This is a genomic window from Roseivirga sp. UBA1976 (genome assembly GCF_002336325.1).
GTDB lineage: Bacteria > Bacteroidota > Bacteroidia > Cytophagales > Cyclobacteriaceae > Roseivirga > Roseivirga thermotolerans.
In genome coordinates, this window is the sequence record NZ_DDDQ01000176.1 from 26,654 (window position 1) to 52,134 (window position 25,481).

Sequence of the window (25,481 nt, forward strand, 5' to 3'; positions counted from 1 at the left end):
ACCAATTTATGGCAGAAGGAGACAAGGAAACAATCATCCCGATAAACATAGAAGATGAGATGCGGGGTGCCTACATCGACTACTCCATGTCGGTGATTATCTCAAGGGCATTACCAGATGTTCGAGATGGACTAAAACCTGTACACAGAAGGGTACTTTACGGAATGCTCGACCTTGGGGTCAACTGGAATAAACCATATAAAAAATCAGCTAGAATTGTAGGAGAGGTGTTGGGTAAGTATCACCCACACGGTGACTCTTCAGTATACGATACCATGGTGCGTATGGCCCAGGAGTGGTCGTTGCGCTATCCGCTGGTCGATGGGCAGGGTAACTTTGGTTCCATCGATGGCGATTCGCCCGCGGCCATGCGTTATACCGAGGCCAGGCTAAAGCGCATTGCAGAAGAAATGCTGGCCGATATCAACAAAGATACGGTCGATTTTCAGCTCAACTTCGATGACTCCCTCAAAGAGCCTACCGTATTGCCGGGTAAATTGCCCTGCTTGTTGGTCAATGGTTCTTCCGGTATTGCAGTGGGTATGGCCACCAACATGGCACCTCATAACCTTACGGAGGTAGTAAACGGTACCATTGCCTACATAGAAAACAATGACATTACCATAGCCGAATTGATGGAGCACATAACCGCTCCCGACTTCCCAACGGGAGGTACCATTTATGGCTATACCGGGGTAAAGTCGGCTTTCGAAACCGGAAGAGGAAGAATTGTGCTGCGAGCTAAGGCCGACATTGAGACCACCAAGAGTGGAAGAGAGCAAATTATCGTTACGGAAATTCCTTACATGGTCAATAAAGCCAGCATGATTGAAAAGACTGCGGCTTTGGTCAATGAAAAGAAGATTGAGGGTATTTCCGATATTCGCGATGAGTCTGACCGGAGTGGATTACGCATTGTGTATGAGCTTAAAAAAGATGCAATTGGAAACGTGGTCTTAAACAATTTGTTTAAGTATACCCAGTTGCAATCTTCGTTTGGGGTGAACAATGTGGCTTTGGTGAAAGGCCGACCATACACCCTCAACCTCAAAGACCTCATCAAGAATTATGTAGATCACCGGCACGAGGTGGTTATCCGTAGAACGCAGTATGAGCTTAACGAAGCTGAAAAGCGTGCTCATATTTTGGAAGGATACCTCATTGCACTCGATAACCTCGATGAAGTGATCAATCTCATTCGTTCGTCCAGAGATCCGGAAATAGCCAAAAATGGGCTAATAGATAAGTTTGGTCTGTCAGAGATTCAGGCCAAAGCTATTCTGGAAATGCGACTTCAGCGTTTGACAGGCCTTGAACGCGATAAGATTAAGAAAGAGTACGAAGAGATTATGGAGCTCATTGCCCGCTTGAAGGAGATTCTTGAGAAAGAGGAGCTTCGAATGGGTATTATTAAAGACGAGCTGATTGAACTTCGCGATCGCTATGGTGATGAGCGAAGAACAGACATAGTCCATTCGGCCGAAGACTTCACCACCGAAGATATGATCCCGAACGAAGAGATGATTATCACCATCTCGCATCAGGGATATATTAAGCGTACCCTATTATCAGAATATAGAAGACAAGGCCGCGGAGGTGTGGGCGCCAGAGGTGCCGCTACCAAAGACGATGACTTTACCGAGTATCTATTCACCGGATGGACTCACAATTACCTGCTCATTTTCACAGAGTTTGGTAAAGTGTTCTGGAAAAAAGTATGGGAATTACCGGAAGGAAGCAAGGTTTCTAAAGGACGTCCCGTTCAGAACCTGCTCAATATTGAACCCGGTGATAAAATACGGGCTGTAATTAATGCCGAAGACCTGAAAGACGAAGACTACATAAACAACCACTATGTGGTGATGTGTACAGAGTCTGGTACTATTAAGAAAACTTCGCTTGAAGCTTATTCACGTCCGAGAACCAACGGAATCAATGCCATTACTATCCACGAAGGCGATCGTCTGCTGGAAGTAAAACTTACCAATGGCGATAACCACATCATTATTGGTAAGCGTAGTGGCAAGGTAGTTCACTTCCACGAGAGCGATGTACGGGCCATGGGTCGTACGGCTGCAGGAGTGAGGGGAGTAACCCTTGAAGGTGACGATGATAAGGTAATTGGCATGGTATGTGTTTCTAGAGATGATGCTAATCTGTTAGTCGTTTCTGAAAAAGGCTACGGAAAGCGCTCTCCAATAGATGATTACCGAATTACCAAGCGAGGTGGTAAAGGCGTAAAGACCATTAACATTACTGAAAAAACAGGTAACTTAGTGTCTATCAAAGAGGTAATCGACTCTGATGACTTGATGATTATCAATAAATCGGGAATTACCATTAGAATTTCTGTAGCTGATTTGCGTGTAATGGGTAGAGCTACCCAGGGCGTTAAACTAATCAGACTGCAGGAAGGCGATGAGATTTCTTCTGTAGAAAAAATTGAACAAATGGAAGAAGATGCGGAGCTTGACAATGAGCTTACCGATGAAAACAATGAGGGCGGAGAAGAGACCACCTCAGAAACTACTGAATAATTATTGAAACTAAAATTAGACTAATACTCATGAAAAAACTGTTTTTCACATTTGCGCTTTCATTTCTGGTAATGGGAGCGTTTGCACAAAAGAAAGTACTTAAAGACGCTCAGAAAGCCTTTAGAAAGGGCGAAATGGAGTCGGCTATTGAGCTGGCTACTCAGGCTACTCAAGATGCTGAAACCGGTGCAGAAGCGGATGTATACATATTGCTGGGCGATATTTATAAAGAGAAATATGTACAAGATGGGAAAACCGATGCCGAGTTGGCTAAAACCAGCTATGAGTGGTACCAAAAAGCTATAGAAAAGGGTGGCGATAAAGTGAAAGAAGACCTGATGAAAGAAGCGGTGGTAAACCCTCAGGATCCGACCAAAACCCTTGGTGGTGGTGGCCTTGGCCAGTTAGAAGCTTTCTTGCTAGATAGAGGTAATAAAGCGCTGGAAGAGGAAGATTACGAAACAGCCTACCAGTTGCTGCGCGTAGCCACCATGATTAGAACTGAAATTGCCAAAGATTTCTTCGTAGGTTATGCTGCACAGAATGCAGAAGCCGATGATGTGGCTTATGAGTACTACAAGAAAGTAATTGCTTACGATGAGGAGTACGAGAATAAGAACTACGCCTACAACATGGTTATTCAGCACCAAATGGAGAACGAGATGTTCGATGAAGCCTTGGCTTCAATCAGAGCAGCTCAGAAGGCTTTCCCTGAAGATGATATTTACAGACAGTGGGAGGTAGATGTACTTATTCAGACTAAGAAAATGGACGAGGCCATTGAAAACCTCAAGAAGCTTATCGAAGGTGGTAATGCTGAAAAAAATATCTACTACATGTTGGCTTACCTGCAATGGAACAACGATAACCTGGATGATGCCGAGAAGAACGCTAAAAAAGCGCTAGAGCTAGACCCTAACTACGCAGAAGCTCTATACGTAGCCGCTTCAGTAATCTATAATAAAGGTGCGGCCTTTATGACTGAGGCCAATAGCACAATGGATGATGATGCGAAATATAAGGAGCTAAAAGACAAGGCTCTGGCTAAATTCAAAGAAGCCATGCCAATGTTCGAAAAGGCAGTTGCTGCAGATCCGAACGATGTGTACTCACTAAGACCGTTGAGCACCATCTATGATCAGTTAGGAATGGACGCTAAGCGTGATGAGATATTGGATAGATTAGAAAAACTCGAAGGAGGTAACTAATCAGAATAAAGGGAGGTTGAGGAGCCTCCCTTTATAAATGAATTTATTATTTAACATAATGTAAATTATATAACAAACCCCTAATAATTCCTGTAATACAAGCATAGCGAGTATTTAACATAAAACCGTTATCTACACTTTAGTGAGATAACTGTAGGTTTTATGTTAAGGGAATTCACGCTTAGCTAATCCCGACTCTCTGTTATATAATTTCATATTATATTAACCAGCTAAGCTGGACCGTGACTATTCGTTTCTTGGAACTCAGTACTTGGGGTCATTGCTCAACGAGTTCATCTCGTGTCCATGTTATATAATTAGTTTTATTTTAAATAGCCGCTTCGGCCAGCGCACGATCCATCGCACACCTTCCGCTGATCCAAGCGCCTATTAATTGCTTTCAGCCCACCCACTTCCAGCTAAGGCTGGATATTGGCCATTCAACAGCAAGAGAATTCCAGGCAATTGTGACGTTGTATTTTACGATACATGATCATTCGTACAGGATTAATTCATCTACGCGATTCTCAGGCGTTAGAAAATTGCCTGTAATACACTTGCTTTATCCAACGCGCTCTGTCCGCAGCGTCCATCACCAAAGAGCGTCATTGTGAGGAACCAATCAGCCAGTTGGCTGATTGGTGACGTGACAATCTCCTTGCTAATGGCAGTATGGCTCACAGGTTGTCTTTCTCTTATCTGTGTTCGCATTGCCCTCGTGCCGGGCTGGCAAATACTTTTTTCTTAGATAAAAAAGTATTCAAAAAATCAAGCCAAAACAAACCTTCAACCCGCATGGCCAGACGCTGGCCCGGTGTTTTGGCAACCCACCCACCTTTCTGATTGATAATTCTACTTAACATAATATTGATACTTAGGTATTCCCCACAGAGAAAAGCAAAGTTCCGGTTGCTCTTCAGGAAATGACAAGGGTAAAAGAATCAAGGCTTATTTAGCCACCGCTCAAACCAATCACACCGTAAACCAGCCTTGCCCCTTGCATTTGCCTCAGACCTTCCGGGTCAAACCGCTTTCCCTGGTGTGGTTACCGGGGTTTCACTTTTATCTTATTTTATTATGTACAAGTATTTGTTACGTTATCGGTTTCTTGGTCTTTGGTGGTTTGGTGTGTGGCATTCCGGCACAGCTTTGAGGTTTCGGTGTTCCCATTCATTCGGGTTCTTAGACTTTTATTGTCGCTTCATGTGGTTAGAGTTTTCCATCTCAGAGCTCCCTTTTTAGGGGGCTTTTGATTTTTACTATTATGAAAGATTATAAGCTATTGGTACACAGGTGTTTTCGCTGCTTATTTCACAGAGGTTGGGCTTTTGTGGTTCTTCATCAAAAGTGGTCTTTTGCTATCAAGTTTTGGCGGCATCATTGGCTATTTTCATATGTCATTCGCATCGGCCGCTATGAGTTCGGTGTTTCTATAGTCCCTTATGAATAGGGACTTTTTCGGTCAACTCTCCTACCCTTAACTTTTATTGGTATAAAAGATTAAAATATCCGGTAGGGATTTTCTTGACTTTTCGGTTTTCTGATTAAACACAAAATATGAAAATCATGAAAAGAATAATTTTAGTTGCGCTAATCGCTTTTTCAGCCATATTGATTCAGAGCTGCGGAGAAGATGAAAATATCCCAACCGCTCAGGCAAGTTTTGAAATGAGAGCAGTCACAGGCACTACTGCCCCTACTCGGGGACGTGTGGCCAATACCGGATACACTTTTACTGAAGTATTTGCCGGTGTTACTGAAATAGAATTAGAAACCCTTGAAGAAGACTTGGAAGAAGAAGAAAATGGAGAAGATGAAAATGAAGAGGTGGAATTTGAAGGCAACTTCATTATCAATCTTCTTACTGGAACCAGCGATCCTGATTTTGGACTTTCAGAGCTTCTTGCAGGTGTTTACCAAGAAGTGGAAGTAGAATTTGAAAACATACTAGAAGGCGATAAAACCCTTATAGTAAATTTCAACTTCACTCCTGAAGGTGCTACGGAACCAACTTTTGTTGAGTTCTCTACAGCAGAAGAATTTGAACTTGAAATTGAAAATGAAGCCGGATTTGTTTTAGACGGAGGCACAGTAAACGCGATACTTGTTACGCTAGACCTTGATGTACTCTTTTCGTCTATCGATTTTAGTTCGCTAGTTGCTGATGAAGATGGCGTGATCAGAATCAATGAAAATTCTAATAGTGACCTTATGCAAGAAATTGTAGAAAAGCTTGAAGTCGCACTAGAGGCTGAAGAGGAAGATGAAGATGATGAGGACGAGGAAGAAAGTGATGACGATTAATAAAGACCTTTTGCGATACATCTAACTCCAAATAATTAGGACTACATAAATATTTGGTGGTGATTTGGGCCTTCGGGCCCTTTTCTTTTATACAGCGTTTAAAACTTATATGAGATTCGAACACTCGCATTGGGGGTAATACCAAGTGCTTTTTGATTTACCTGTGACAATTCCCTATCCTCCGTGATGCTCGACAAAGTGTTAATAATGTTTTCACGGTCGGTCAGATTCCAAACAGCAATCCCACAGTTACCACTCCATTTATCAGATATGTCGAATTTATACTTAGCCGAAAAATCCATTCGGAAATAAGAATCCAGCGTCATTGCGTTCGGAAAGTCAAAAACAATCTCATCATTATTGTTATCAATTCCTTGTGGTTCTGTAAACGGCACACCACTTCGGTAATTCACACTGGAAGAAAGCTCAAGATTGTTTAACTGATAAGTCACCCCAACTGACAGGGCATGAGAAATATCGAAATTATTTCTAAACTCCGGTGGGACAAGATCAGAAAAAGTATAGTCGCTGTTTAGGTATGAATAGGTAATCCAGCTATCTAAATCCCCAAAACTTGGATTGATCAATAACTCCATTCCACGAGAGACATAACTACCCGAAGTACGCTCGAATTGGAACTGATTCAGGAACCCCTGACTTGCGGTTACTACACCGTTTACTTCCTTCATAAAACCCTCCAGGGAGACCAATAGCCATTTCTTCTGATAATTTACTCCCACAGAAGCCTGACCGCTGGTCAGCAAGGGAATATTCTCACCATTGACTAACTCCCATTTACGATTCTCTACACCCAAAAAATCAGTCTGAAAATCCACAACTTGTGCAGTGGTTTGACTTTTAGTTTCCGCTAAAATTTCTAAAGAAAAAGGTCCTCCAAGTCTGGTAACTATAGCAAGTCGTGGCTCAATTCTATACCTGTCGAGCTTATCAAAGTAATTGGCTCGGATTCCGGCAGCTATGGTTGTGTGTGTTCGCAGGTGTGCATTACTTTCCATATATAAGCTGGTGGTTCGAAGTACTTCTTTGCTTAAAGAACGAAATGCGGGTAGATTAATATTCCTGAAATTGCGAATCCCTGTTTCCACCATTTGAACTCCGGCTTCTACATCCCATGTGTCTTTTAGAAAGTAAGAACCTTGCGCTCTAATTGTTGTTTCCAGCACTTCATTGTCAAGTATATGTTCTTGTCCAGTCAGCACGTCAAAGTTTACTGACTCTTGTTTATAGTTCATAATCGATGAATAAAACCTGGTTTTAAATCGATCTGACCATCGTTGACTATACGAAAGATAGCCAGCTATTGTACCCTGATCGAGATTGCTCACTTTAGATTGTACTCTATTGCTCACTAAAGCACTTTCTTCATAGCTAATTCCATTGTCCAGAAACAGAACACCTCCCCTGATATCTGCAGTAGAGGAAGGTTTGTAGTTAGCATTGAATGAAAGATCATAAAAGCTGAATTTTTCATCTGAGTTGATCACTTGAGAGTTTGGATCATTAATAATAACATCAGAAAATCGAAATGCCCGATCAAAGTATTGATCGTATGTAGGTGTATTAAACAAACCTCCAACCGATTGCCTCGATGCGATAAGTAAATGAAGCTTATCTGTTGGTACCTCGAGTAGCAAATCACTATTGATCAGATTACTGCCAGCATGTGCTGTGATCTCGCTCGCACTTTTCTTTTTTGTCTCTACTTGTATGGTACCGGACACCCCTTCTCCAAGTCGTGCAGGTGTACCATTCTTGGTAAGGGTAGTTTTTCCAATGATATGAGGGTTGATCGCTGATATCAACCCAAAAAAATGACCCGTTTGGTAAAGCCTAAGCCCATCCCATAAAATCAGGTTTTGATCATTAGATCCACCTCTTATGTTAATATCGGTGACTGTTTCATTGATGCTTTGAATCCCCGGAAGATTTTGTAAAGTGAAAAAGATATCCGGTTCAGTCAAGCCCGGAAGCATGTTGGTGTTTTGAACGTCCACTACCGTTTCTCCATTTTCCCTCTTGTCAATTCCCCTGGTGATATAGTTTTGGATGATAACTTCCTCTAACCGCTCAATGGACGGGGTGAGGTAAAATGTTGGGCATTCTTCTGACGAGTTATTAAAACTTAAAGCCTGATCCTGATAACTTACGTGACTGACTTGTAGTTTGGGTGAAGTTTCTGAATTTGCCAATTCGAAATAACCATTTTGATCTGAGGTGGTAGAAGTATTTTGATTGAAAACGAGTACGTCAGAAACAGGACTTCCATCGTCTTTATCCAATAGATACCCGCAAATTTTCATTACCGCTTTCCGCCTTCGAATGGAAATAAAACCCTCATCAAGTGTAATGAAATCAAGAGCTACCTGGCCCTCCAGATTATCAAGAGATAATTCTAGGTCAAGATCAGTTCCAGGCGGCTGAACCTGAATACTATCAATGGTCTGATCCATGTAAGAAAAACGTACAGAGAACCGTTCTTCCAGTTGATCCAAAACATCACGCAGAGGTTTTTTACCAACATCCTGAGCATCACTTTTCGCTGAAAAGAAAAAAGCAAAAAGCAGAAATAAGCATACTTTGAGATTATTCCTTCCCACCAGTGATTAGTACTTTATCATCCTTTTGTTGATAAAGATAACCGGAAGGTATAGTAACAGCGTCAAGTGCTACATCAAGGTCATCGTTTGGAAAGCTACCTGTGAAGGTTTTGTTTAGATCTATGTCATTGGTTTCAACAACAATGTCATATTGATTTTCGAGCTCTTCCAATACGGAATAATATGGAGTCCTGAAGAAAGAACTTTGACCGATTAAGTAACCAGGTTTATCGTCAACATTAAGATTAAATTTTTCTTCACCAAGGGAAGCCTCGCGATAGCCACCGCCAGCAATAAGTTTTAGTGATTGTTTTGAAGTTTCCACCCCAACCTTACCCTCGTAGCATATTACTTCATAGTAATCACCACGTTGTTTCACATTAAATGAAGTACCCAAAACGCTTACTGTACCATTTGAGGTCACCACTTCAAATGTTGAACCCTTTTTTACTTGAAAAAATCCTTCTCCATCTAACATCACTTTACGTGAAGTGGCCCACTTTTCCGTCTCATAAGCCAACTCAGATCCTTTATTGAGTGTAACTATGGAAGAGTCTGGCAAATAATAAGCTTTCAAACCTTCGGATAGCATGGCAGACTCAGTGTCCATTGAAGGGCGAAGAAGTAAAAATCCGATGATCGATATAAGAATTACAGAGGCAGCAATTCCGATCCATCGCTGATGCCATGACACCTTAACCACTTTCGCTTGCTTGTTATGTGATGAATGGAAGCGCTCCAGTTCCTCTTCAATAGAATAGTCAGGTGGAGTTGCGACACTCAGGCTAGCCCATATTGTTTCCAGTTGGGCATACTCATCGGTATCCTTCAGAAGCTTTTCTTCTGCTTCTGTAAGCTGATCTGTGAGCCATTTCCTTATGAGTTCTTCATTCTTCATGCTCCTTCTTTACAAAAAACCGAAATGTCCATTATTTCCCTACCGCTCATTACAAAATGTTTCCAAGTTTCTCCCGCAAAGTGCTCATTGCTTTATAAAGTCTTTTCTCAATAGCCTTCTCTGAAACACCAAGCATTTCAGCAATCTCTTTTTGTTTTTTGCCTTCTATCCGCTTCAGCAATAAGGTCACCCGCTGTTCCTCCGGAAGTGATTGGAGCGCATCATTCAACTTGCGCTCAAATTCAGATTCCTCCATTAAATATTGTGGATTCTCCACGCTGCTCTCGTCTACTTTCAGAAAGGGCTGATGCTTTTGAGCAGTATTTTTCTTTGATAAAATATTCTTCATCAAGTTATTGGCTGACACAAAAAGAAATCCTCTTGCTTTTTCAATAGTTACCTTCTTGCAATTGTCCCATAGCTTTCCAAAGACCTCTTGCACAAGGTCCTTTGCTTCATCCTCATCTTGATATTTGAAATGCAGGAAATTAAACAGGTCCTTTGCATTATCCGAAAATACCTGATTGAAAACCCGCTCTTCACATACGTTATCGTTTTTATCCATTTCTCGCTGTGCTGAATCAGCATCAATATGATATTGTGCTCAAACCTATTATAATTAAAGCTTCACAACTCAGACTCGAAAGTAAATTCAATAAATTATTTTCGGTCGGTAGGGATTTTTTTAGGTTTTCTGTTTTTTGATTGAAATGAAGTATATACTATCTATATTGGCAAAGCTCCTGATTTTAGGTATCAGCCTAGTGGCTTTGGCAAGCTGCCAGGATGAAATTGAACCTGAAATAGAAATAGATATGGATGGGATCGTTTCAAATGATCCGGTAGCACAATCAATTGTAGCTGTTGCCACGAAAGATGGCTCTACGGACAACATCATTGATCGATCAAGCTGTACAACAGTCATATTCCCAATCGCTGGAATTTTCGAAGATGAAGAACAAGTGTTTCAGACGTTGACTGAGGTAGAGGCTCTGGGAGCTGGAGCATTAGAAGTAGATTGGGTTTTTCCTTTTAATGTCATCTTGTTCGATCATACGGAAATTACTTTGAATGATGAAGATGAGCTTGAAACCATTCAAGATGGCTGTATTGAAGGAGGAAGTGATCCAGACAATGAGTGTATTGATTTCATCTATCCGTTCACCATTCAGGTATTTGATACACGCACAGAAAATGTAGACTCCCGGGAAATAACGAGTGATCGAGAAGCATATAACACCTTTACGTCATCTGTTTTGATCACCACCATTGAATATCCTGTAAGGATGATTGATGCAACCGGAAATACCTTAGAAGCTTTTACCAATGAAGAGCTGACCAACATCATAACTAATGCGGCTAATTCATGTGATGAGCAAGACATTATAGAGTTCGAAGAAATTTTTGAAGAAGAGCTAAGAATGCTTTTCAAATCGACCGATTGGGAAGTAAGTTTCTATGAATCAGATAGTGTTGAGAACACTTCACTTTTCTCTGGCTATACCCTGCGATTCAATGAGGATATGACACTTCAATCTCAAGGTGCTGAGGTCGTAGAAGGCGAATGGGATATTGAGTTATCGGATACCGCAAAATCAGTTTCCATTGAATTCGATACAGAAGAGGAGCCTCTCGTTCTACTAAATGAGAACTGGACAATAACAGAGCATACTCAAACACAAATCACACTGGAATATCAAGACCCTGAAGAAGGCACAAAACGACTGCAGCTTTCATCAAATTAAATTTTAAACAAAAAGGACAATTAAAATGAAACAAACAATGAAACAATTAACGAAGTATGCAGCAATGTTAATGCTTGCATTTACACTAGTATCCTGCGGGGATGATGATGAACCATCTAATGCTACTGTTAGCATGAGTTTTACGGGTAATAGCTCAGCAATCAACGTCCCTGGTGGGAGAATTGCAGCAAATACCTTACAATTCACTTCTGGTACTATCAGACTAAGACAAATTCAATTCCAAGCAGAAACGGATGAAGGTGATTCTATTGAAGTGGATCTTGAGCAGATCGTAGATATTGATTTTGCAACTGGTGCTACAACTCCGGATTTGAGCGACCTGGTTTTTCCAATTGGTACTTACGCTGAAGTTGAAGTGGAACTGGAATTGCAAGATGAGAACAATAATCCTTCAGTTGTAATTGAAGGAACATTTACGGATGCCAATGATGAAACGCATCCAATCCGCTTTGAATTTAATTCAGGAGAAACCTTTGAAGTGGAGAAAGAAGGAAGAATTGTTATTGGCGAAGGAGCCAGTGTATTGGCTGAGGTTACTTTTGATCCGGCTGTATGGTTTACAGGAGTTACCAGAGATGAACTTTCAGCTGCAATCAAGAACAATGATGGAGTAATCGTAATTAGCGAAACTAGCAATGCAGAGATCTTTGACATTGTTGCTGACGGACTTGATCTAGCAACAGAAGTGGAAATTACATTGTAGTTTTCATTCTGACTTTAATAAGGATGGTCTGGGTGACTAAACTCAGACCTTTTTTTATACCTTTTTTTCTTTGGACGTTCCCCTCCGAGTCGGGCTTTCGGCAGTACACGCCTGCCCATCCTCAGTGCCATTACGAAGGCGGGGTACTTTACCTCTATCCCTAACGCATTCCCCTCTCTTTTCTTCCACACACATTTGTCATTCGCTCAAATCCTTCCACAATCCAAGAATGCCAAAAGAGTGTTCCAGACCTCCCCTCCTGTTGCGTATAATTTTCCTTCCCTTCCTGAAAGCATTAATTCCGACCCCATCCCAAAGCTGATTTAACATAACACAGGCCATTATATAACAACTATAGTGTTTTGCAGCCACGGAGTGGTTTACATAAGATCAGTTATCGCTACGCCAGTACAATAACGTCAGGTTTTATGTCAAAGGAATGATGATTATGAGTGGTCCACGATTACTCTGCAAATATCTGCTGAAAGTTTCAGGCAACGTATTGCCCTATTTTCATGTATTTGGCACCAACAAACTGCTGATCATTCGCTTATTTTGCTAAAAAGTCAAAACCTGCTCATTGACCATGAGGCGAAAAATCCCTGAATCAACGCTACCCAAACTCAATCGCTCGCAAATGATTACTCCCGAAGGCATGCAAAAATTAAGGGAAGAACATGATCACTTGTGGCGCGTGGAACGCCCGGACGTTACCGCTAAGGTGTCGTGGGCAGCCAGCCTGGGAGACCGTTCAGAAAATGCCGATTACCACTACAACAAAAAGCGGCTAAGAGAAATTGATAGTCGTCTTCGTTATTTAAGGAAGTGTATCGATGACTTTAAAGTCATAAACTACCACCCCAACCAGGAAGGAAAAGTAAATTTTGGCGCCTGGGTAGAAATCAAAAACGAAGCAAAAGGCCTTCATAATCGCTTCCGGATTGTAGGTTATGAAGAGCTTATTGGCAATAAAGATTATATCTCTATGGACTCCCCCATGGCCAAAGCATTACTTGGTAAACAAGTAGGTGACGAAGCCATTGTTACGACCAAATTGGGTGATTTTGTTTGGAAAATCATGAGTATCGAGTACGAGAAGTAGGATAATTCATTTAGGAACTGCATATCACCAAAGAGTGGCCCAGCTCACCATCAGTACGTCATTCCGGAAGTAGCGCAGCGGATATCCGGAATCTCTTTTTTGCCCACGGGTTATTGGTCTTTTATCTGTATTTGCTTGAACGAGCTAGTAAAGTTAGACCCCTCATTAAATGAAATCTATTATTTGAACTATGGCGAATGGGCCGAGAGGTCGACTGCTGGCTCTGAATGGAAAGTGTACGCGGCTGAATAAAGCCTTAATATATAGAGCACCTCCCGTGATTTAAGGCTTTACCCATGTTAAGAAAGGACTGACCTTGACATCGACCCCACTTCACTTTAAGTGTTGATTATGAGTTAATTAGGTATTGTTGATTGAGCGGACTTGTTCGTTTTATACTTATCGGTGTGATTTTCAGGCCCTTGCTGCGAATAATTGAGTAAAGGGTTATGAAAAAAAATCACTCAGGAAAAATGTTAAGAAGAACAAAAGCACGTGGGCTAATTGGGATCTGTATCACTTGGCTGATGTTGGCGAGCAATGGCAATGCTCAACAAGCGAGAGACTCTCTTCAAACGGCCGGGGCTTTGGATATCATTGTTCAACAGGCTCTTAGTTTGATACACTCTGAAGCACCGGAGTTTTCTCCTTTTCAAAGTTCTACCCCAACCTTAGAAGAGTTGGAAGACATTGGCTTTGAACAGGTATATGCCAATCACCTGATTCAAATGACCATGAGAGATGGAAACAAGCTGCAGGCCTATCATTATACCTCAGAAAGTAACTACACCTTTCTATTACTCCATGCGGCTCTCTCTACGGGTTATCTGTACAACAAAACGGCAGGCCTGTTGCGTGAGGCCACCGGTGCTGAGGTAATAGCCCTGGATTTTAGAGGCCATGGCAATTCCGAAGGTATTAAAGGAGATGTGAGTTATGTGGATCAGTACGTGGACGACCTGGCCGATGTAGTGGCCTTTTTAATGAAGCAAAAACCAAGTCGCAAGATTATTCTGGCAGGACATTCCATGGGCGGTGGAATAGCTCTTCGCTATGCCATGAAGAAGAATGTACCCGAAGTAGGCGGCTATGTTTTATTTTCCCCTCTGTTGGGTGAAAACTCCCCTACTTCTGTGCCATCTTCTGACCCCCCCGATAGTTCTCAAATGCTAAAAGCACATTCCCGGAGGATTCTGGGAATAAAAATACTGAACCTGCTCCAAGAACATCGGTATGATAGTTTGCCGGTGCTATATTTTAATCTGCCGGAGCAGTTCCCCTTTCGTCATTATACCTACAGGGCATTTGAAAGCATGACTCCCAATGATTACCGTGAGAGCTTAAGGGCTGTAAACCAACCTCTGCTGGTTTTAGCGGGAGGTAAAGACGAAGTATTCCGGGCTTCGGCTTACCCGGTTGCTGTTTCAGAATTTAGCAATGGTGAGGCAGTAGTGTTAGAAGGGCTTTCACATGGAGGTATACGCCACAGCAAAAAAGCCATGAGCATTGTTTCTTCCTGGTTTAATCGGCACTTTCAATAGAGTATTTTTTAGTGAAAGCATTTAACCATAGCGAAAAACAGTTTTTCCAACTTTTGGAGCAGCACAAAGGCATTGTTATAAAAGTGGCCAACGCCTACTCCAACACAGAGAACGATAGAGACGACCTCATTCAGGAAGTAAGCTATAACCTTTGGAAATCGTGGCCCAACTATAACCCAAAGTATAAACCCTCTACCTGGGTATATACCATTGCTCTTAATGTATCCATCTCCTTTTACCGAAAACACAGCAAACGGGTGCAAATGTACAGAGCCATTGAAGAGGTTGAATTAGAGTTAATTGAAGCTGAAGAACTGGACCGGACTGAGGAAGTCCGCAAGCTTCTCTATAGGTTCATTGGGCGCCTGCGTCCGCTAGATCGGGCATTAATGTTACTCTATTTGGATGAACAGACTTATGACGATATGGCTGCTGCATTGGGTATTAGTAAAACTAATGTGGCAACAAAGATTTCTAGAATAAAGAAGGTATTGAAGCAACAATTTGAACGTGAAGAAAGAGGGTTATGATAGAAGATAAATTGCATAGTGCATGGAAAGCCCAGAATTCTGATGACCTGGTGCTAAGGATTTTTAAGGAAGTAAAGCATCAAAAGGCCGAACGGGTAATCGACCGAACCAAGTTGAATACATGGCTCTTTTTGTTCTATAACCTGGTAATGCTGGGGTGGTCAACCATGGTTTTATGGAGTCACAAACAGGTTATAGCGGTTGTTATGGGTGCAGTACTTTTATGGCTGCTTAGTGGTTGGGTTGCGTACCTCAACATAAAACAACTCCAGGGTATATATAGCCTAAATGTGGCTTTGCCCATAGCAAAGTATCAGAAGAAGATTGAAAGGCTAAAGCTGGAAAGAATTCGGCACAATCGGCTAATTTTCTACAGTTGTATAGTCTATTTCTGGTCGTTGATTATCACCCTTTTTGAATGGGATATTGCCAATGCTCTTGTAAACACCTGGCAGAAGAGTCCTCTCACGGTATGGGCTCATGTGTTCTTGTTGGTGAGCTGGTTTCCTTTCGCCCATTGGTTGCTAAACAAGTATGACAAACCGGGCAATGATGTCATGTGGCAAAAGCTCGCCAAACAGTCATTTCTTACAGATTTATCTATCAATTTTTCTTTAAACAAAGTACTTAATCATCTTCAGGAACTCGAAACGTTTGAAAACAACGAATCCTGACATCAACCATCGACAGAGCATGTATTCTCAAAGACTCAATAAAATCAGAACCTATTTACTGCAGTTTATTTACCTGGCTACGGCCGTAAGTGTTGGTTTTCAGGCATGGAGGGAAATTCTTATGCCCGAAGGCACCTGGGATCCGATCTATGGAGTTACATACAGTGTTTGGGCTGCTTATGCCCTACTCATGTTGCTTGGCATTAGGTATCCATATAAACTGCTTCCGCTTATGGTGCTTCAGTTCTTATATAAACTTATTTGGGTAGTGGGTGTTTATTACCCTTTGTACACGAGTGGTAAGCCTGCCGGTGAGGAGCTTTTTCTATCCTGGAGGGTTGCAATACTGGTTGAGCTGATAGTTATTCCCTGGGGGCACTTTTATACAAGCTATATAAAGGGCTTTTTAAAGAAAAGCGCTATAAAAACTCAGACCTCAGGTTGAGCGAAATGCTTTAGCCAACCCTGGCAATGCTCACCAATTCCGATAGTTCTATTCTGTATTTGCCAAATCGGGTACCACCTACAACGGTAAGTGCAGGAGGCAATTGGGGTACCGTAACAGCACCATAGTCTTTGGCTTCAATGGCGCTAAGGTCCTTACTCATCAGTTTTACCTGAATAATATCTCCGTTGGTTTTAACAAGCTCCAGTGTAGCTCCCAGAGGTATGGCATCTATGGCCGATTGTGCTTCTTGCCGGGTCATACGTTTTTTAGGTATAACAAGTCTTAAGCCATTGTGTTTCGGGAAGGTCATAAACCATGAACAATGAATTATGAACCAAAAACCAATTGCATTAAAAAAGGGTCGGAAAAATCCCAACCCTGCAAGTATCGGCAAATCAGTAGGGTTTAGCGAAGTACTTTCACCTGAACGGCTACCAGTCCTTTAGGACCTTGTTCTACCTCAAAGCTTACTTTGTCGCCTTCCTGAATGGTTTCTTTGGTGCTATTGATGTGTACAAAGTAGCGGGTTTTGGTTCCATCCTGATCGATGAATCCGTAGCCTTTGGCATGATTAAAGAAGGCTACACGACCTCTTCGTTCGGCAGTCAGGTCTTCTTTTTCCTTTTTAGGAATACCTATTTCAATATCCGAAGCCTTTACCTTGTTTGGTTTTGCGTTCGGATCTGGTGGGGTGTCTGTAATGTTTCCATTTTCGTCCAGATAAGCCATCATGCTATCCAGACTACCATCAGAAGAATTGGCTTTGCGTTCTTCGCGTCTTGCCTGCTTTTCTTTCTTCTTCTGAAGTTTCTTTTTTTCTCTTTCTTTTTTGTTGAATGTGGTTTGTGATCGGGCCATAAATTAGTTTAGAAATGAATATAAAGTATTGAAAACCACTCGATAGCCCATCACAGGTACACCATCGAGTGGTATAAAGTTTAGTGCTTAAGCTACTACTCTTACTTTCACGGCATTGATACCTTTCTTACCGCGCTCAGTTTCGAATTCTACCTCGTCATTCTCACGGATGTCTTCAGTAAGACCTGACTGGTGAACGAAAATGTCGTTTCCTCCATCGGCAGGCACAATAAAGCCAAAACCTTTAGAGAAGTTGAAAAATTTAACTGTTCCTTTTTGCATTGTATTAAACATTAATGAATTACTATTTCCCGGAGCTGTACTAAATGGTTTAGACGTACAACCCAAGGCTTGCCCTTTCAGGCATTTTAATCAAGAAATAAGTGGGGCAAAATTTTTATTGAATCAGGTGGGATTAAATAAAGAAAAGCTACTCCTGCTATTTCTTATGGCAAAGGTGGGGTTAATTAATGGGATTTCCTATTCTGCCATCAAAATACAAGATAATTTAACTGAAGGCCCATGCAAACTACTCCACAGGCAAGATTTGCACAGGCAACCCCGGTCTGATTGTTCTACCAGCCCAAATAATAGTCTTTGTCGAGCCAGTATGGCCAGCCTAATCCAAAGTGTTCTTGCAGCATATTTTCGGCCACGCAAAATGCACCTTCTACCCAACCTTGCTGATCGGAGTATGCTTCTCCGCAAACATGAATGTTTTCGCCCGAAATGGGTTTGCGCATGTAGGGCATTACCCGGTTCACTTTAAAACCGGCTTTCCAGGCGTGGTAGCCCGCCCCGAAGGGATCGTCTGTCCAGTCTTTGAAATAGGTAATGTACGGATCGGGAATTTCTACGCTGTCACCGTGCAACTCTCTCAGCTGATTCATTAGCTCGTTCACCATAAACTGGCTGGCCTGTACATCGTTGAGGCTCTTTACTTCTTCGGCTCCAACCGACTGGGTAGGCTTTACTTCAAACAACAGCTCATCGTCTGAAAGGGCCTTCCAGAAAGTTTCGGTTTCCATGTCGCCATAGCTTCCCAATAGCATAGAGTGCTGGTTGTTGGGATCGGTACCGAAGTAGTAACACTGTCGCATTGGCAGATCGGTAATGGAATGCCCCGAATCGATACCCAACTCCTTCCACCAGGGCCGTTCAAAGCCCATCAGAATCTTAAAAGAAGGCTCTTTAATCACCGATCGCATGTTGTTGTTTACACTGTCATCGCTAAAGAAGAAGTTTTGCTGATTGAGCAGCTCCAACGACTTTCTGGGCATAGCCAGAATAATGGAGTTGGCAAATACCTGCCATTTTTCATTACTCTTTAAATTCAGGAAGGTCAGCTGGTACCTGCCCTTAGACTGCTCATCGTTTTTACCAAAGTCAAGAAGTTGGTTTTCGCTCCAAATGCAGGCTCCGGAGTATTCCATATACTGATTGGCCAGGGCGTAGGCAATACTGTCGTAACCCTCTTCAATGGTTTTATAGGTTGGGTTTTGCGAAAAATCTCCAACCATATAGGGAAATGCCTCGGCAGAGTTCCAGTTGATGGTGTTGGAATAGTAGCCTCCGGCATTGGCCAAAAACAGATAGCCTTCTTGTGATACCTGGTCTTTAATGAGGTTCCAAAAACCTATGTCGTTTACTTTTCGGGCATGATAAGGCGAGCCCGGGAAGTTATAGGTGAGCATGGGTTTTACCTCGTCCCAATCACGACTGGTAAGCATAAATGTGTAGTCGTAGCTGCCAGCCTCATGACTTACTTTACTTCCATAGTTGGTTTTGAACCACGGGTCGGCCATTAATACATCGTAAATGATTTTATTAAAGAGCTGATCGGCACTGTAGCCAATATCGTCCTGGTTAAGGAAGTAACGGGTAGTAAGTTTTTTATTCTGCTTTTGGGCCGCCTCCCATGCATCTTGCTTAAAATGCTCTTTGCGTAAATACATAAGTAGCTTGGAAGTATTGCCCATAGGAAACGGCACCGGTGTCATTTTATCCTTAAGTACCGGAGTTCGTTTGTTCAGGTCCGGCTCAGTGAGTGGGTAACCTTCTATGAGCGTAGTCACTATTTCTTGCGAAGTAAGGTATCTCATGCCTCCTAGTTCGCCCCAAAAATTCATACCCGGCATAATAACCGACTCCAGCCTTCCTCCCAGCTTGGTGTTCATGTCGAATATTTGTACCTGGCTTCCGTTGTATTTCTTTTCGTCCAACAGGCGGTAGGCACTGTAGAGGCCTGAGGTTCCGGCTCCTACTATGGCAACTTCAACCTGAAGTCCGTCTTTAAAACCGGAGTTGAGTGGTGTGTTTTTGTTCATAATGTAAAGTTGTTTTGTATGTTACTTTAATGCTTTGAAGAATTGGTCGCCCATTTTAAAAGGACTTAAATCGATTGAAGTATGGCCATCGAGACTTAGGTCTACCAGAATTTTTCCTAAGTATGGCGTAAACTTTGCCGCCCAGCCGGTGGCATAAATCACCACATTCTTATAGTTATCTACATAATTTGGTGCAAAATCTATAATGAGTTCCTTGTTTGGTATTTTGCTTAGAGCCACCAGACAAGTAGAAGTAAAAAGCGGTTCAGGAGCCAGTCCGGTCATATGGTCTTTCACCCATTGAGAAGTATAGGCCAACTCTTGTGGATTGGGTATAAATGTGCGTTGAGAAGGGTCGTCCAGGGATTGCATTACAAAATCAGGAGCTACTCGTATGTATTCGGGGTTATCCCAGTATACTTCCGGAAACCCGTAAAACTGATTGCCATTAGTGCCTTCGGGGTTCTGAAAAACAAACCAGGTAGGATACTGTATACTGTTTTCGGTTTTTTTAAAGTAGGCCGAGGCCATATTCCAATAAGTGGCTTCTATGCTAAAATTGAGCAGGTTAATGACATCGTTCACAAACGGACCTGGGGTTAGTATCAGTTTTTCGGTCAAAAACTTAGCCGTTGGGGTAGAAACCATAAAGCCGCTTCCCTCCGGTTGAATGTGAATTACTGGCGATTGCTGTTTCAGGCTTATGTATGAGTTGTTGTGGCACTGCTCCAATAAAGTTTCGATAGTTGCTCTAAAATCTATGCTGGCACCATCGGCCTGAAATATACCCTCGTAAGAATCAGGCAAGTTCTTAAACTGATATTGCGATTCAATCTGACTGCTTGTAAGCGATTCATACGGTACGTTAAGAGCGTCCATCGCCTTTTTCGCTTCGTTGATATTGCCCTCGGTCGATTGTACGGTTGGGTCCCCAAACCACAGGGTTCCTACCTTATCCAATAATACCGATTGGGCATGTGATTGTAGCTCATCCCAATAAGGCATGGAATCCAGAGCCATTTGCACCATATATTCTTGAGGATATGGAATCCTGAATTGCCGGGATACCCCAGCCGAACTTCCTTGCTGGTTTAGAAATTCATACTGTTCTAAGACAAGCGACTTTACCTTGCGTTTGCCAAGGTAATAGGCAGAAGCCAGGCCCATAGCCCCGCCTCCAATTACAATAACTTCGTATTTTTCAATGCTCATAATATGTGTGGTGTTTGTTTATGTATGTGTTTTTAAGTATCAGTAAATCAATTGATTATAATGTGCAATATAAGATCTGATAGACGTGCTTCCTTGCCTAAATGAACAGACCATAGGCACAGACAAACAGCTATAAAAAAACGGTTCCACCATAAAACAGGGAACCGTTCTTTAGATTGCACTTATTTAATAAAGCTGTGCTGATTAATACTTTAAAGCAAAAGAGCTTGTATGTGGAGATCATGGTGTGGTGTTTATTATTTCTGAAATCTACACAGAATTTGCAGAAAAACGCACGGCCACACAGGCTTTTAGTGGGTAGTTAACCTTAGGTGAAAGGGATTTCTTCCCAACTCTCTCGGCCAAAAATCAACCTGACTCTTGACCCGTTATCCTTGAATATAAGTATTGTTTATAGATCTTCTTTATAGAAAACCTTGCTTACAATCAGCCATTTCCCGTCTACTTTCAACAAAGTCATGTAGTCGATAAAACGAAAGCCTTCATAAGTAATGGTAAGCTTTGCCTGCGCAGCATTGCCTTGCACATCGACAGAAACAATGCGGGTTGTTCGGTTTTGCCTGGGGCCCGGCTTCATGCCTTTCTTAAAGAACTCCAGCACATTTACGTTTTGGTGTCCGTTGCCCCCAACTGACTGCATCATGGCCTCCGGATGAAAAGCTTTGGCCAAAGTAGCGTAGTCGTTGTTTGTGCCACCTTCCAGGTAATAATTAAGCGTGGTGGTAATCTGGTCTACTTCCTGCTTCTGCGATTGAGCCTGTGTCGATAAGCTACTGATGGTAAGCCCAATAAGGCAAACCAGAATTTTACTAATGTTCATGATTTTTGATTTTTAATTAAGTGTTATTAATTGAGCTTTTGGAGACATTGAACAAACCTTTCCATCTCTTGTTCTTTACCAACCGTGACCCTTGCATAGGTTTGATTTTCATAATCGAGCTGGCCTATTTGCACCCCATAGCCTTCTAACGCTGCACGCAAATTCTGGCCCTTAGTATTGAAGTAGACAAAGTTGGCTACCGAAGGGCTACAACGGTAGCCAAGCGATTCCAGTGCTTTTATGGTGGATTGCATAACCCGGGCATTTGTGGTTCGCGTGGTTTGTACAAAGCTGCTAGATTGTAGTGCATTACCGGCTGCCACAAGAGAAAGAGTACTCAAGTCGTGGTTGGGCCAGGGAACAAGTTGTTGCAACTGCCTGATAATGGCAGCTGAAGCCATTAAATACCCCATTCTAAGCCCGGCCATACCATAGATTTTACTAAAAGTTCTCACGATAATAAGGTTGGGCATTTGCTTGAGAAGCCCCACCAAAGACTGCCCGTCACCGGCATACTCAATGTATGCTTCATCGAGTATAATCAGGGTTTCGGAGTTAATGCTTTTACAAAAAAGCTCCATTTCAGTCCGTTCATAAAAGGTACCTGTGGGGTTGTTCGGGTTCACCAGATAAATGGCTCCCGGGGTTTCATCTGCTTCTTTCAATGCAGCAAGGTCGAACTTATAGTCTGTAGTGAGTGGTAAGGAGTTTAGCTTCCCTCCTGCTTTCTTTAGCGTGTCAGGCAAGATGTTGAAGGTTGGGCTGCAATAATGCAGGGTAGCGCTTTTCTGCTGCACATAATGTCCCAGCAGTTGCAGTAAAACCGAACTACCGGCCCCAAGCATTATCATTTGACTTTCCAGCCCATGAAAAGATGCCAGTTGCTCACGCAGATTATTGGCATATATTCCCTGATAACGAAATAGTTCGCCATCAAAATGACGGATGGAATCTAAGACGCTTTTCGGTGGTCCATAGGGGTTTTCGTTGGCATTAAGTTTAATGACTGTTTCCGCATCATTTTGCCTTAAAAATTCTTTGGAGAGGTACGGAGATAGCAACAGACTCCCTCCCATTGTAAGGGCCGTTCCAAGCCAGTCTCTACGGTTAATTGATTGTTGAATACGCGTCATGGACTTAAGTTGACTAATTCCTGCGAAGCGTATTCGTTTATCTTTCTCGTCAGTACTATTTACTTTCAGAGGGTTCTATGCCATTAGGCGTTGCCTGATCTGTTGCCGCATTTGGCGGCTCACAGGAACGGTTTTACCGGTACTTAGCTGCAAATGATAGAGGTTATGTTTTACCCGCACTATATCCGTAACTAGAGAAAAATTTACTGCAAACGACCGATGCACTCTCATAAACTGATTGGGAAGCAGTTTGAGCAAGTGGTTGAGCGGTTTATCGTAGACATAGGTTTTGTTAGAAGTATGTAATTCCGAGTAAATACCTGAAGCCTGAATAAATTGAATGTCGCTTATGGGCACCAGGGTGATATCTCCCCTCAGTTTTACCGCCAACCGTTGCAAATGAGTATCAGTGCCCTTAGATAGGCGAAACCGCTCTACCGCCTTGGCAATACGGTCTTGGGTAAATGGTTTGCCCACAAAATCGAGCACACCATGTTCGAAGGCTTCAATGGCCCTGTCGGTGTAGGCCGATACAACAATGGTTTTAAAAGGTTGTGCTAAAAAGAAATCCAATACCTTAAATCCATCTTTTCCATGCAGGTTCAGGTCTAAAAATGTAAGTTCAATTGGGTGTTCTTCCAATAGCTCGTGGGCGGTTTCAAGCGAATCGGCATGGTGCAATACCAACCGGTCGCAAAAAGCCAGGCGAACGAAGCGTGCCAGCCGCTGAAAGACCAGGTGTTCATCTTCTATAATCAGTACTTCCGTCATTTGGGCAGGCTTATTCGGGTTGAAAATCCAAAATTGTTCCACTCGTGTTTGAGCTCAAATCGCTTATATACCTCTGTGAGTCTTGATCGCACATACTGCAGGCCCAGACCTTCTCTCACGCTTTCAGGAGCCTCTCCGTCATTATGTACCACAAAGTCAATAGAGCTCTCCTTTTCTTCTTTTCGAATTACGAAAAGTCCCTCCTGCTTACTGCTATACCCATGTGTAATTCCATTTTCTACCAGAGTAAGTAGTATGCCCGGAGGCAATTCATCTTCTACTGAAATGTTTTCAATGCGTGTGCGAAACACTTTGTTGAGGCGTGTAGACATAATGCCCAAATGAGCCTCAATAAGTTGCAGTTCTTCCTGTACACTCACCATGCGCTGTTGACTTAGCTTTGAAAAGAAGCTGAATTCTTCCGATAAATGTTGAACGAATTCACCGGCTTTCTGAGGATGACTTTCGATCAGCTCCTGCAATGAGGTAAGGGAATTGAGAATAAAATGTGGCTGAATACTTTTTCGCAACAGATGGTTTTCCAACTCGACCGATTTGCGCTGCGCCATTTGATAATCGAGCGTCTGTTTGGAAAGTCGCATTCCGCTGGCGGCCATCATCATTAACACCATTACTATAGTACCAATAAAGTAGCCAAAGGGCACAAGGTTGGCCAACGCCAGTAAGGTAAAGGCCAAAAGCATTATGAGTCCGAGTAGAAAAAGTATAGATGAAGGTTCTTTCTTCGTGTACCGGGCTGTTTGCAAAATGGCAATAACAATCCCTGCCACAAGAAATAAGTCCTCGCTCAACCAACCATAAGCTATGGCCGAAAAGGACAGAAAACCCAATGCCCACCACCTAAGGTTACTTAGCCTATGATAATAGCCTAAGAACAAGTTTAAGCTAAAGAGACCTAATATGACACTTATGTAAATGCAGTCTGAGGCCTTTAACCCAAGAATCAACAGTTCTTCCGGTGGTAAAGTTTTCAACCCCACTTTAAGCATATGAAAGGCGCAATAAGCCGCAAAAAACAAATAGGTGATTTGTCTTCTATAGCCAAAATAGAGCGTTAGGTTGAACAGCACCGCGCAGGCCAGCACCGAAGTGAGCACCAGAAAGGTTTCATGGAAATTCAAGCCAAGCATAATCAAAAGTAACGAAACCGATGCTTTATATGATGATTTGCCTTACCTGCCAAAAGAAAATATAACCATAGAAAAGCTAGTGTACCCAGCTCCCACATCTTTTTAAAGTAGTAGATCGGCAGTCAATTGCCTACAGGTTGTTGCAAGAATATGTAAACTTGCGGGCAGTTAGTGAAAAGCCAAAAAATTGAAGACCATAGCCTTAAAGCCCGGTAAAGAAAAATCATTGTTTCGCGGACACCCTTGGGTGTTTAGTGGGGCATTAAACCTGAAAGAAAGTCTGCACAACGGAGAATTGGTTCGTGTGCAGTCTCACAGAGGCCAGTTTCTTGGGATTGGCCATTATCAGAATGCTTCCATAGCCATACGCATCATTTCTTTCGAAGACCAGCCAATTGATGAGGCTTTTTGGCAAAAATCGCTGCAATCAGCTCTGGAGACCCGTCAGCGCTTGGGATTGCCCAATGCCGATACCAATATGTATAGACTGGTGCATGGAGAAGGCGACTCACTCACAGGCTTGGTGATTGATGTATATGCTAAAACAGCTGTTATACAACCTCATTCCCATGGCATGTTCCTGCAGGCCAAAAATATAGCCACGGCATTGAAAGAAGTGTTGGGTAACGAATTGGAGTGTATTATTTTGAAGCACCCCAGTGCCACCAATTCTACACAAGCCGAAGTTCTTTATGGTGAAGCAAGCACAGAGTATATGGCCAAAGAATGGGGGCTTTCTTATAGCCTCGATCTATTGAACGGTCAAAAAACAGGCTTTTTTGTCGATCAGCGGGAAAACCGAAAGAAGCTGGCTCAATACAGCTCAGGCAAGAAAGTGTTGAATACCTTTTGCTATAAC

General features: G+C 42.4%; 23 protein-coding genes. 11 read left to right on the forward strand and 12 right to left on the reverse strand.

What is annotated here, in order from left to right; translation table 11 throughout:
* Positions 1–8: 8 nt before the first annotated feature.
* The 3 genes from gyrA (at position 9) to B3763_RS18335 (ending at position 6,049) form a co-directional block, all read left to right on the forward strand.
* Positions 9–2,537: a DNA gyrase subunit A gene (gene gyrA, locus B3763_RS18325; protein ID WP_189631315.1), complete on the forward strand. Its 2,529-nt coding sequence runs from the start codon at positions 9–11 to the stop codon at positions 2,535–2,537.
* A gap of 29 nt (positions 2,538–2,566) precedes the next feature.
* A complete protein-coding gene (locus B3763_RS18330) occupies positions 2,567–3,745 on the forward strand; it encodes a tetratricopeptide repeat protein (RefSeq protein ID WP_286748308.1) in 1,179 nt (392 codons plus the stop codon).
* Positions 3,746–5,311: 1,566 nt separating this feature from the next.
* On the forward strand, positions 5,312–6,049 hold the full coding sequence (locus B3763_RS18335) for a hypothetical protein (RefSeq protein WP_286748309.1): 738 nt from the start codon (positions 5,312–5,314) through the stop codon (positions 6,047–6,049).
* A 98-nt stretch (positions 6,050–6,147) separates the two neighbouring features.
* On the opposite strand, the gene B3763_RS18340 is transcribed toward B3763_RS18335, so the two are convergent.
* Genes B3763_RS18340 through B3763_RS18350 form a run of 3 tightly spaced genes read right to left on the reverse strand, consistent with a single transcriptional unit; the run spans position 6,148 to position 10,130 of the window.
* Entirely contained in the window at positions 6,148–8,667 is a 2,520-nt protein-coding gene (locus tag B3763_RS18340) for a TonB-dependent receptor (protein ID WP_286748310.1), read from the reverse strand.
* Positions 8,654–9,565, reverse strand: coding sequence for a FecR family protein (locus B3763_RS18345; protein WP_286748311.1), 912 nt, complete (start codon positions 9,563–9,565; stop codon positions 8,654–8,656). Before B3763_RS18345 ends, B3763_RS18340 begins: the two co-directional genes overlap by 14 nt.
* A 49-nt stretch (positions 9,566–9,614) precedes the next feature.
* Positions 9,615–10,130 carry an RNA polymerase sigma factor gene (locus tag B3763_RS18350; protein WP_286748312.1) on the reverse strand — a complete coding sequence of 172 codons (516 nt, stop codon included), beginning with the start codon at positions 10,128–10,130 and terminating at the stop codon, positions 9,615–9,617.
* 145 nt (positions 10,131–10,275) lie between these two features.
* On the opposite strand from B3763_RS18350, the gene B3763_RS18355 reads away from it, so the two are divergent.
* From B3763_RS18355 to B3763_RS18385, 7 genes are all read left to right on the forward strand, one after another.
* On the forward strand, positions 10,276–11,310 hold the full coding sequence (locus B3763_RS18355; protein WP_286748313.1) for a hypothetical protein: 1,035 nt from the start codon (positions 10,276–10,278) through the stop codon (positions 11,308–11,310).
* Positions 11,311–11,347: 37 nt separating this feature from the next.
* The gene (locus tag B3763_RS18360) at positions 11,348–12,034 is read left to right on the forward strand and encodes a hypothetical protein (RefSeq protein WP_286748314.1); all 687 of its coding nucleotides are present in this window, start codon (positions 11,348–11,350) and stop codon (positions 12,032–12,034) included.
* Positions 12,035–12,620: 586 nt separating this feature from the next.
* Positions 12,621–13,136, forward strand: coding sequence for a transcription elongation factor GreB (gene greB, locus B3763_RS18365; protein ID WP_286748315.1), 516 nt, complete (start codon positions 12,621–12,623; stop codon positions 13,134–13,136).
* Between the two features lie 449 nt (positions 13,137–13,585).
* A complete protein-coding gene (locus B3763_RS18370) occupies positions 13,586–14,677 on the forward strand; it encodes an alpha/beta hydrolase (RefSeq protein WP_286748316.1) in 1,092 nt (363 codons plus the stop codon).
* Between the two features lie 11 nt (positions 14,678–14,688).
* The gene (locus B3763_RS18375; RefSeq protein WP_286748317.1) at positions 14,689–15,207 is read left to right on the forward strand and encodes an RNA polymerase sigma factor; all 519 of its coding nucleotides are present in this window, start codon (positions 14,689–14,691) and stop codon (positions 15,205–15,207) included.
* A complete protein-coding gene (locus B3763_RS18380; RefSeq protein ID WP_286748318.1) occupies positions 15,204–15,881 on the forward strand; it encodes a hypothetical protein in 678 nt (225 codons plus the stop codon). Before B3763_RS18375 ends, B3763_RS18380 begins: the two co-directional genes overlap by 4 nt.
* 19 nt (positions 15,882–15,900) lie before the next feature.
* The gene (locus B3763_RS18385) at positions 15,901–16,326 is read left to right on the forward strand and encodes a hypothetical protein (protein WP_189631294.1); all 426 of its coding nucleotides are present in this window, start codon (positions 15,901–15,903) and stop codon (positions 16,324–16,326) included.
* A 10-nt stretch (positions 16,327–16,336) separates the two neighbouring features.
* Here B3763_RS18385 and B3763_RS18390 read toward each other — a convergent pair whose 3' ends face one another.
* The 9 genes from B3763_RS18390 to B3763_RS18430 form a co-directional block, all read right to left on the reverse strand.
* On the reverse strand, positions 16,337–16,588 hold the full coding sequence (locus tag B3763_RS18390) for a hypothetical protein (RefSeq protein WP_189631293.1): 252 nt from the start codon (positions 16,586–16,588) through the stop codon (positions 16,337–16,339).
* 146 nt (positions 16,589–16,734) lie between these two features.
* On the reverse strand, positions 16,735–17,187 hold the full coding sequence (locus B3763_RS18395; RefSeq protein WP_189631292.1) for a cold-shock protein: 453 nt from the start codon (positions 17,185–17,187) through the stop codon (positions 16,735–16,737).
* An 87-nt stretch (positions 17,188–17,274) separates the two neighbouring features.
* Entirely contained in the window at positions 17,275–17,469 is a 195-nt protein-coding gene (locus B3763_RS18400; protein WP_189631291.1) for a cold-shock protein, read from the reverse strand.
* Positions 17,470–17,762: 293 nt separating this feature from the next.
* Entirely contained in the window at positions 17,763–19,514 is a 1,752-nt protein-coding gene (locus B3763_RS18405; RefSeq protein WP_286748319.1) for a flavin monoamine oxidase family protein, read from the reverse strand.
* A gap of 21 nt (positions 19,515–19,535) precedes the next feature.
* A complete protein-coding gene (locus tag B3763_RS18410; protein WP_286748320.1) occupies positions 19,536–20,726 on the reverse strand; it encodes an FAD-dependent oxidoreductase in 1,191 nt (396 codons plus the stop codon).
* Positions 20,727–21,138: 412 nt separating this feature from the next.
* Positions 21,139–21,567, reverse strand: a complete 429-nt coding sequence (locus tag B3763_RS18415) for a nuclear transport factor 2 family protein (RefSeq protein ID WP_189631288.1) — start codon at positions 21,565–21,567, stop codon at positions 21,139–21,141.
* Between the two features lie 26 nt (positions 21,568–21,593).
* Entirely contained in the window at positions 21,594–22,700 is a 1,107-nt protein-coding gene (locus B3763_RS18420; protein ID WP_286748321.1) for a pyridoxal phosphate-dependent aminotransferase, read from the reverse strand.
* Positions 22,701–22,775: 75 nt separating this feature from the next.
* The gene (locus tag B3763_RS18425; RefSeq protein ID WP_286748322.1) at positions 22,776–23,471 is read right to left on the reverse strand and encodes a LytR/AlgR family response regulator transcription factor; all 696 of its coding nucleotides are present in this window, start codon (positions 23,469–23,471) and stop codon (positions 22,776–22,778) included.
* Complete coding sequence (locus B3763_RS18430; protein WP_286748323.1) at positions 23,468–24,622, reverse strand: sensor histidine kinase; 1,155 nt, start codon at positions 24,620–24,622, stop codon at positions 23,468–23,470. Before B3763_RS18430 ends, B3763_RS18425 begins: the two co-directional genes overlap by 4 nt.
* A 187-nt stretch (positions 24,623–24,809) precedes the next feature.
* On the opposite strand from B3763_RS18430, the gene B3763_RS18435 reads away from it, so the two are divergent.
* Positions 24,810–25,481: class I SAM-dependent rRNA methyltransferase (locus B3763_RS18435; RefSeq protein WP_286748325.1), on the forward strand; the 672-nt coding region annotated here is incomplete at its 3' end.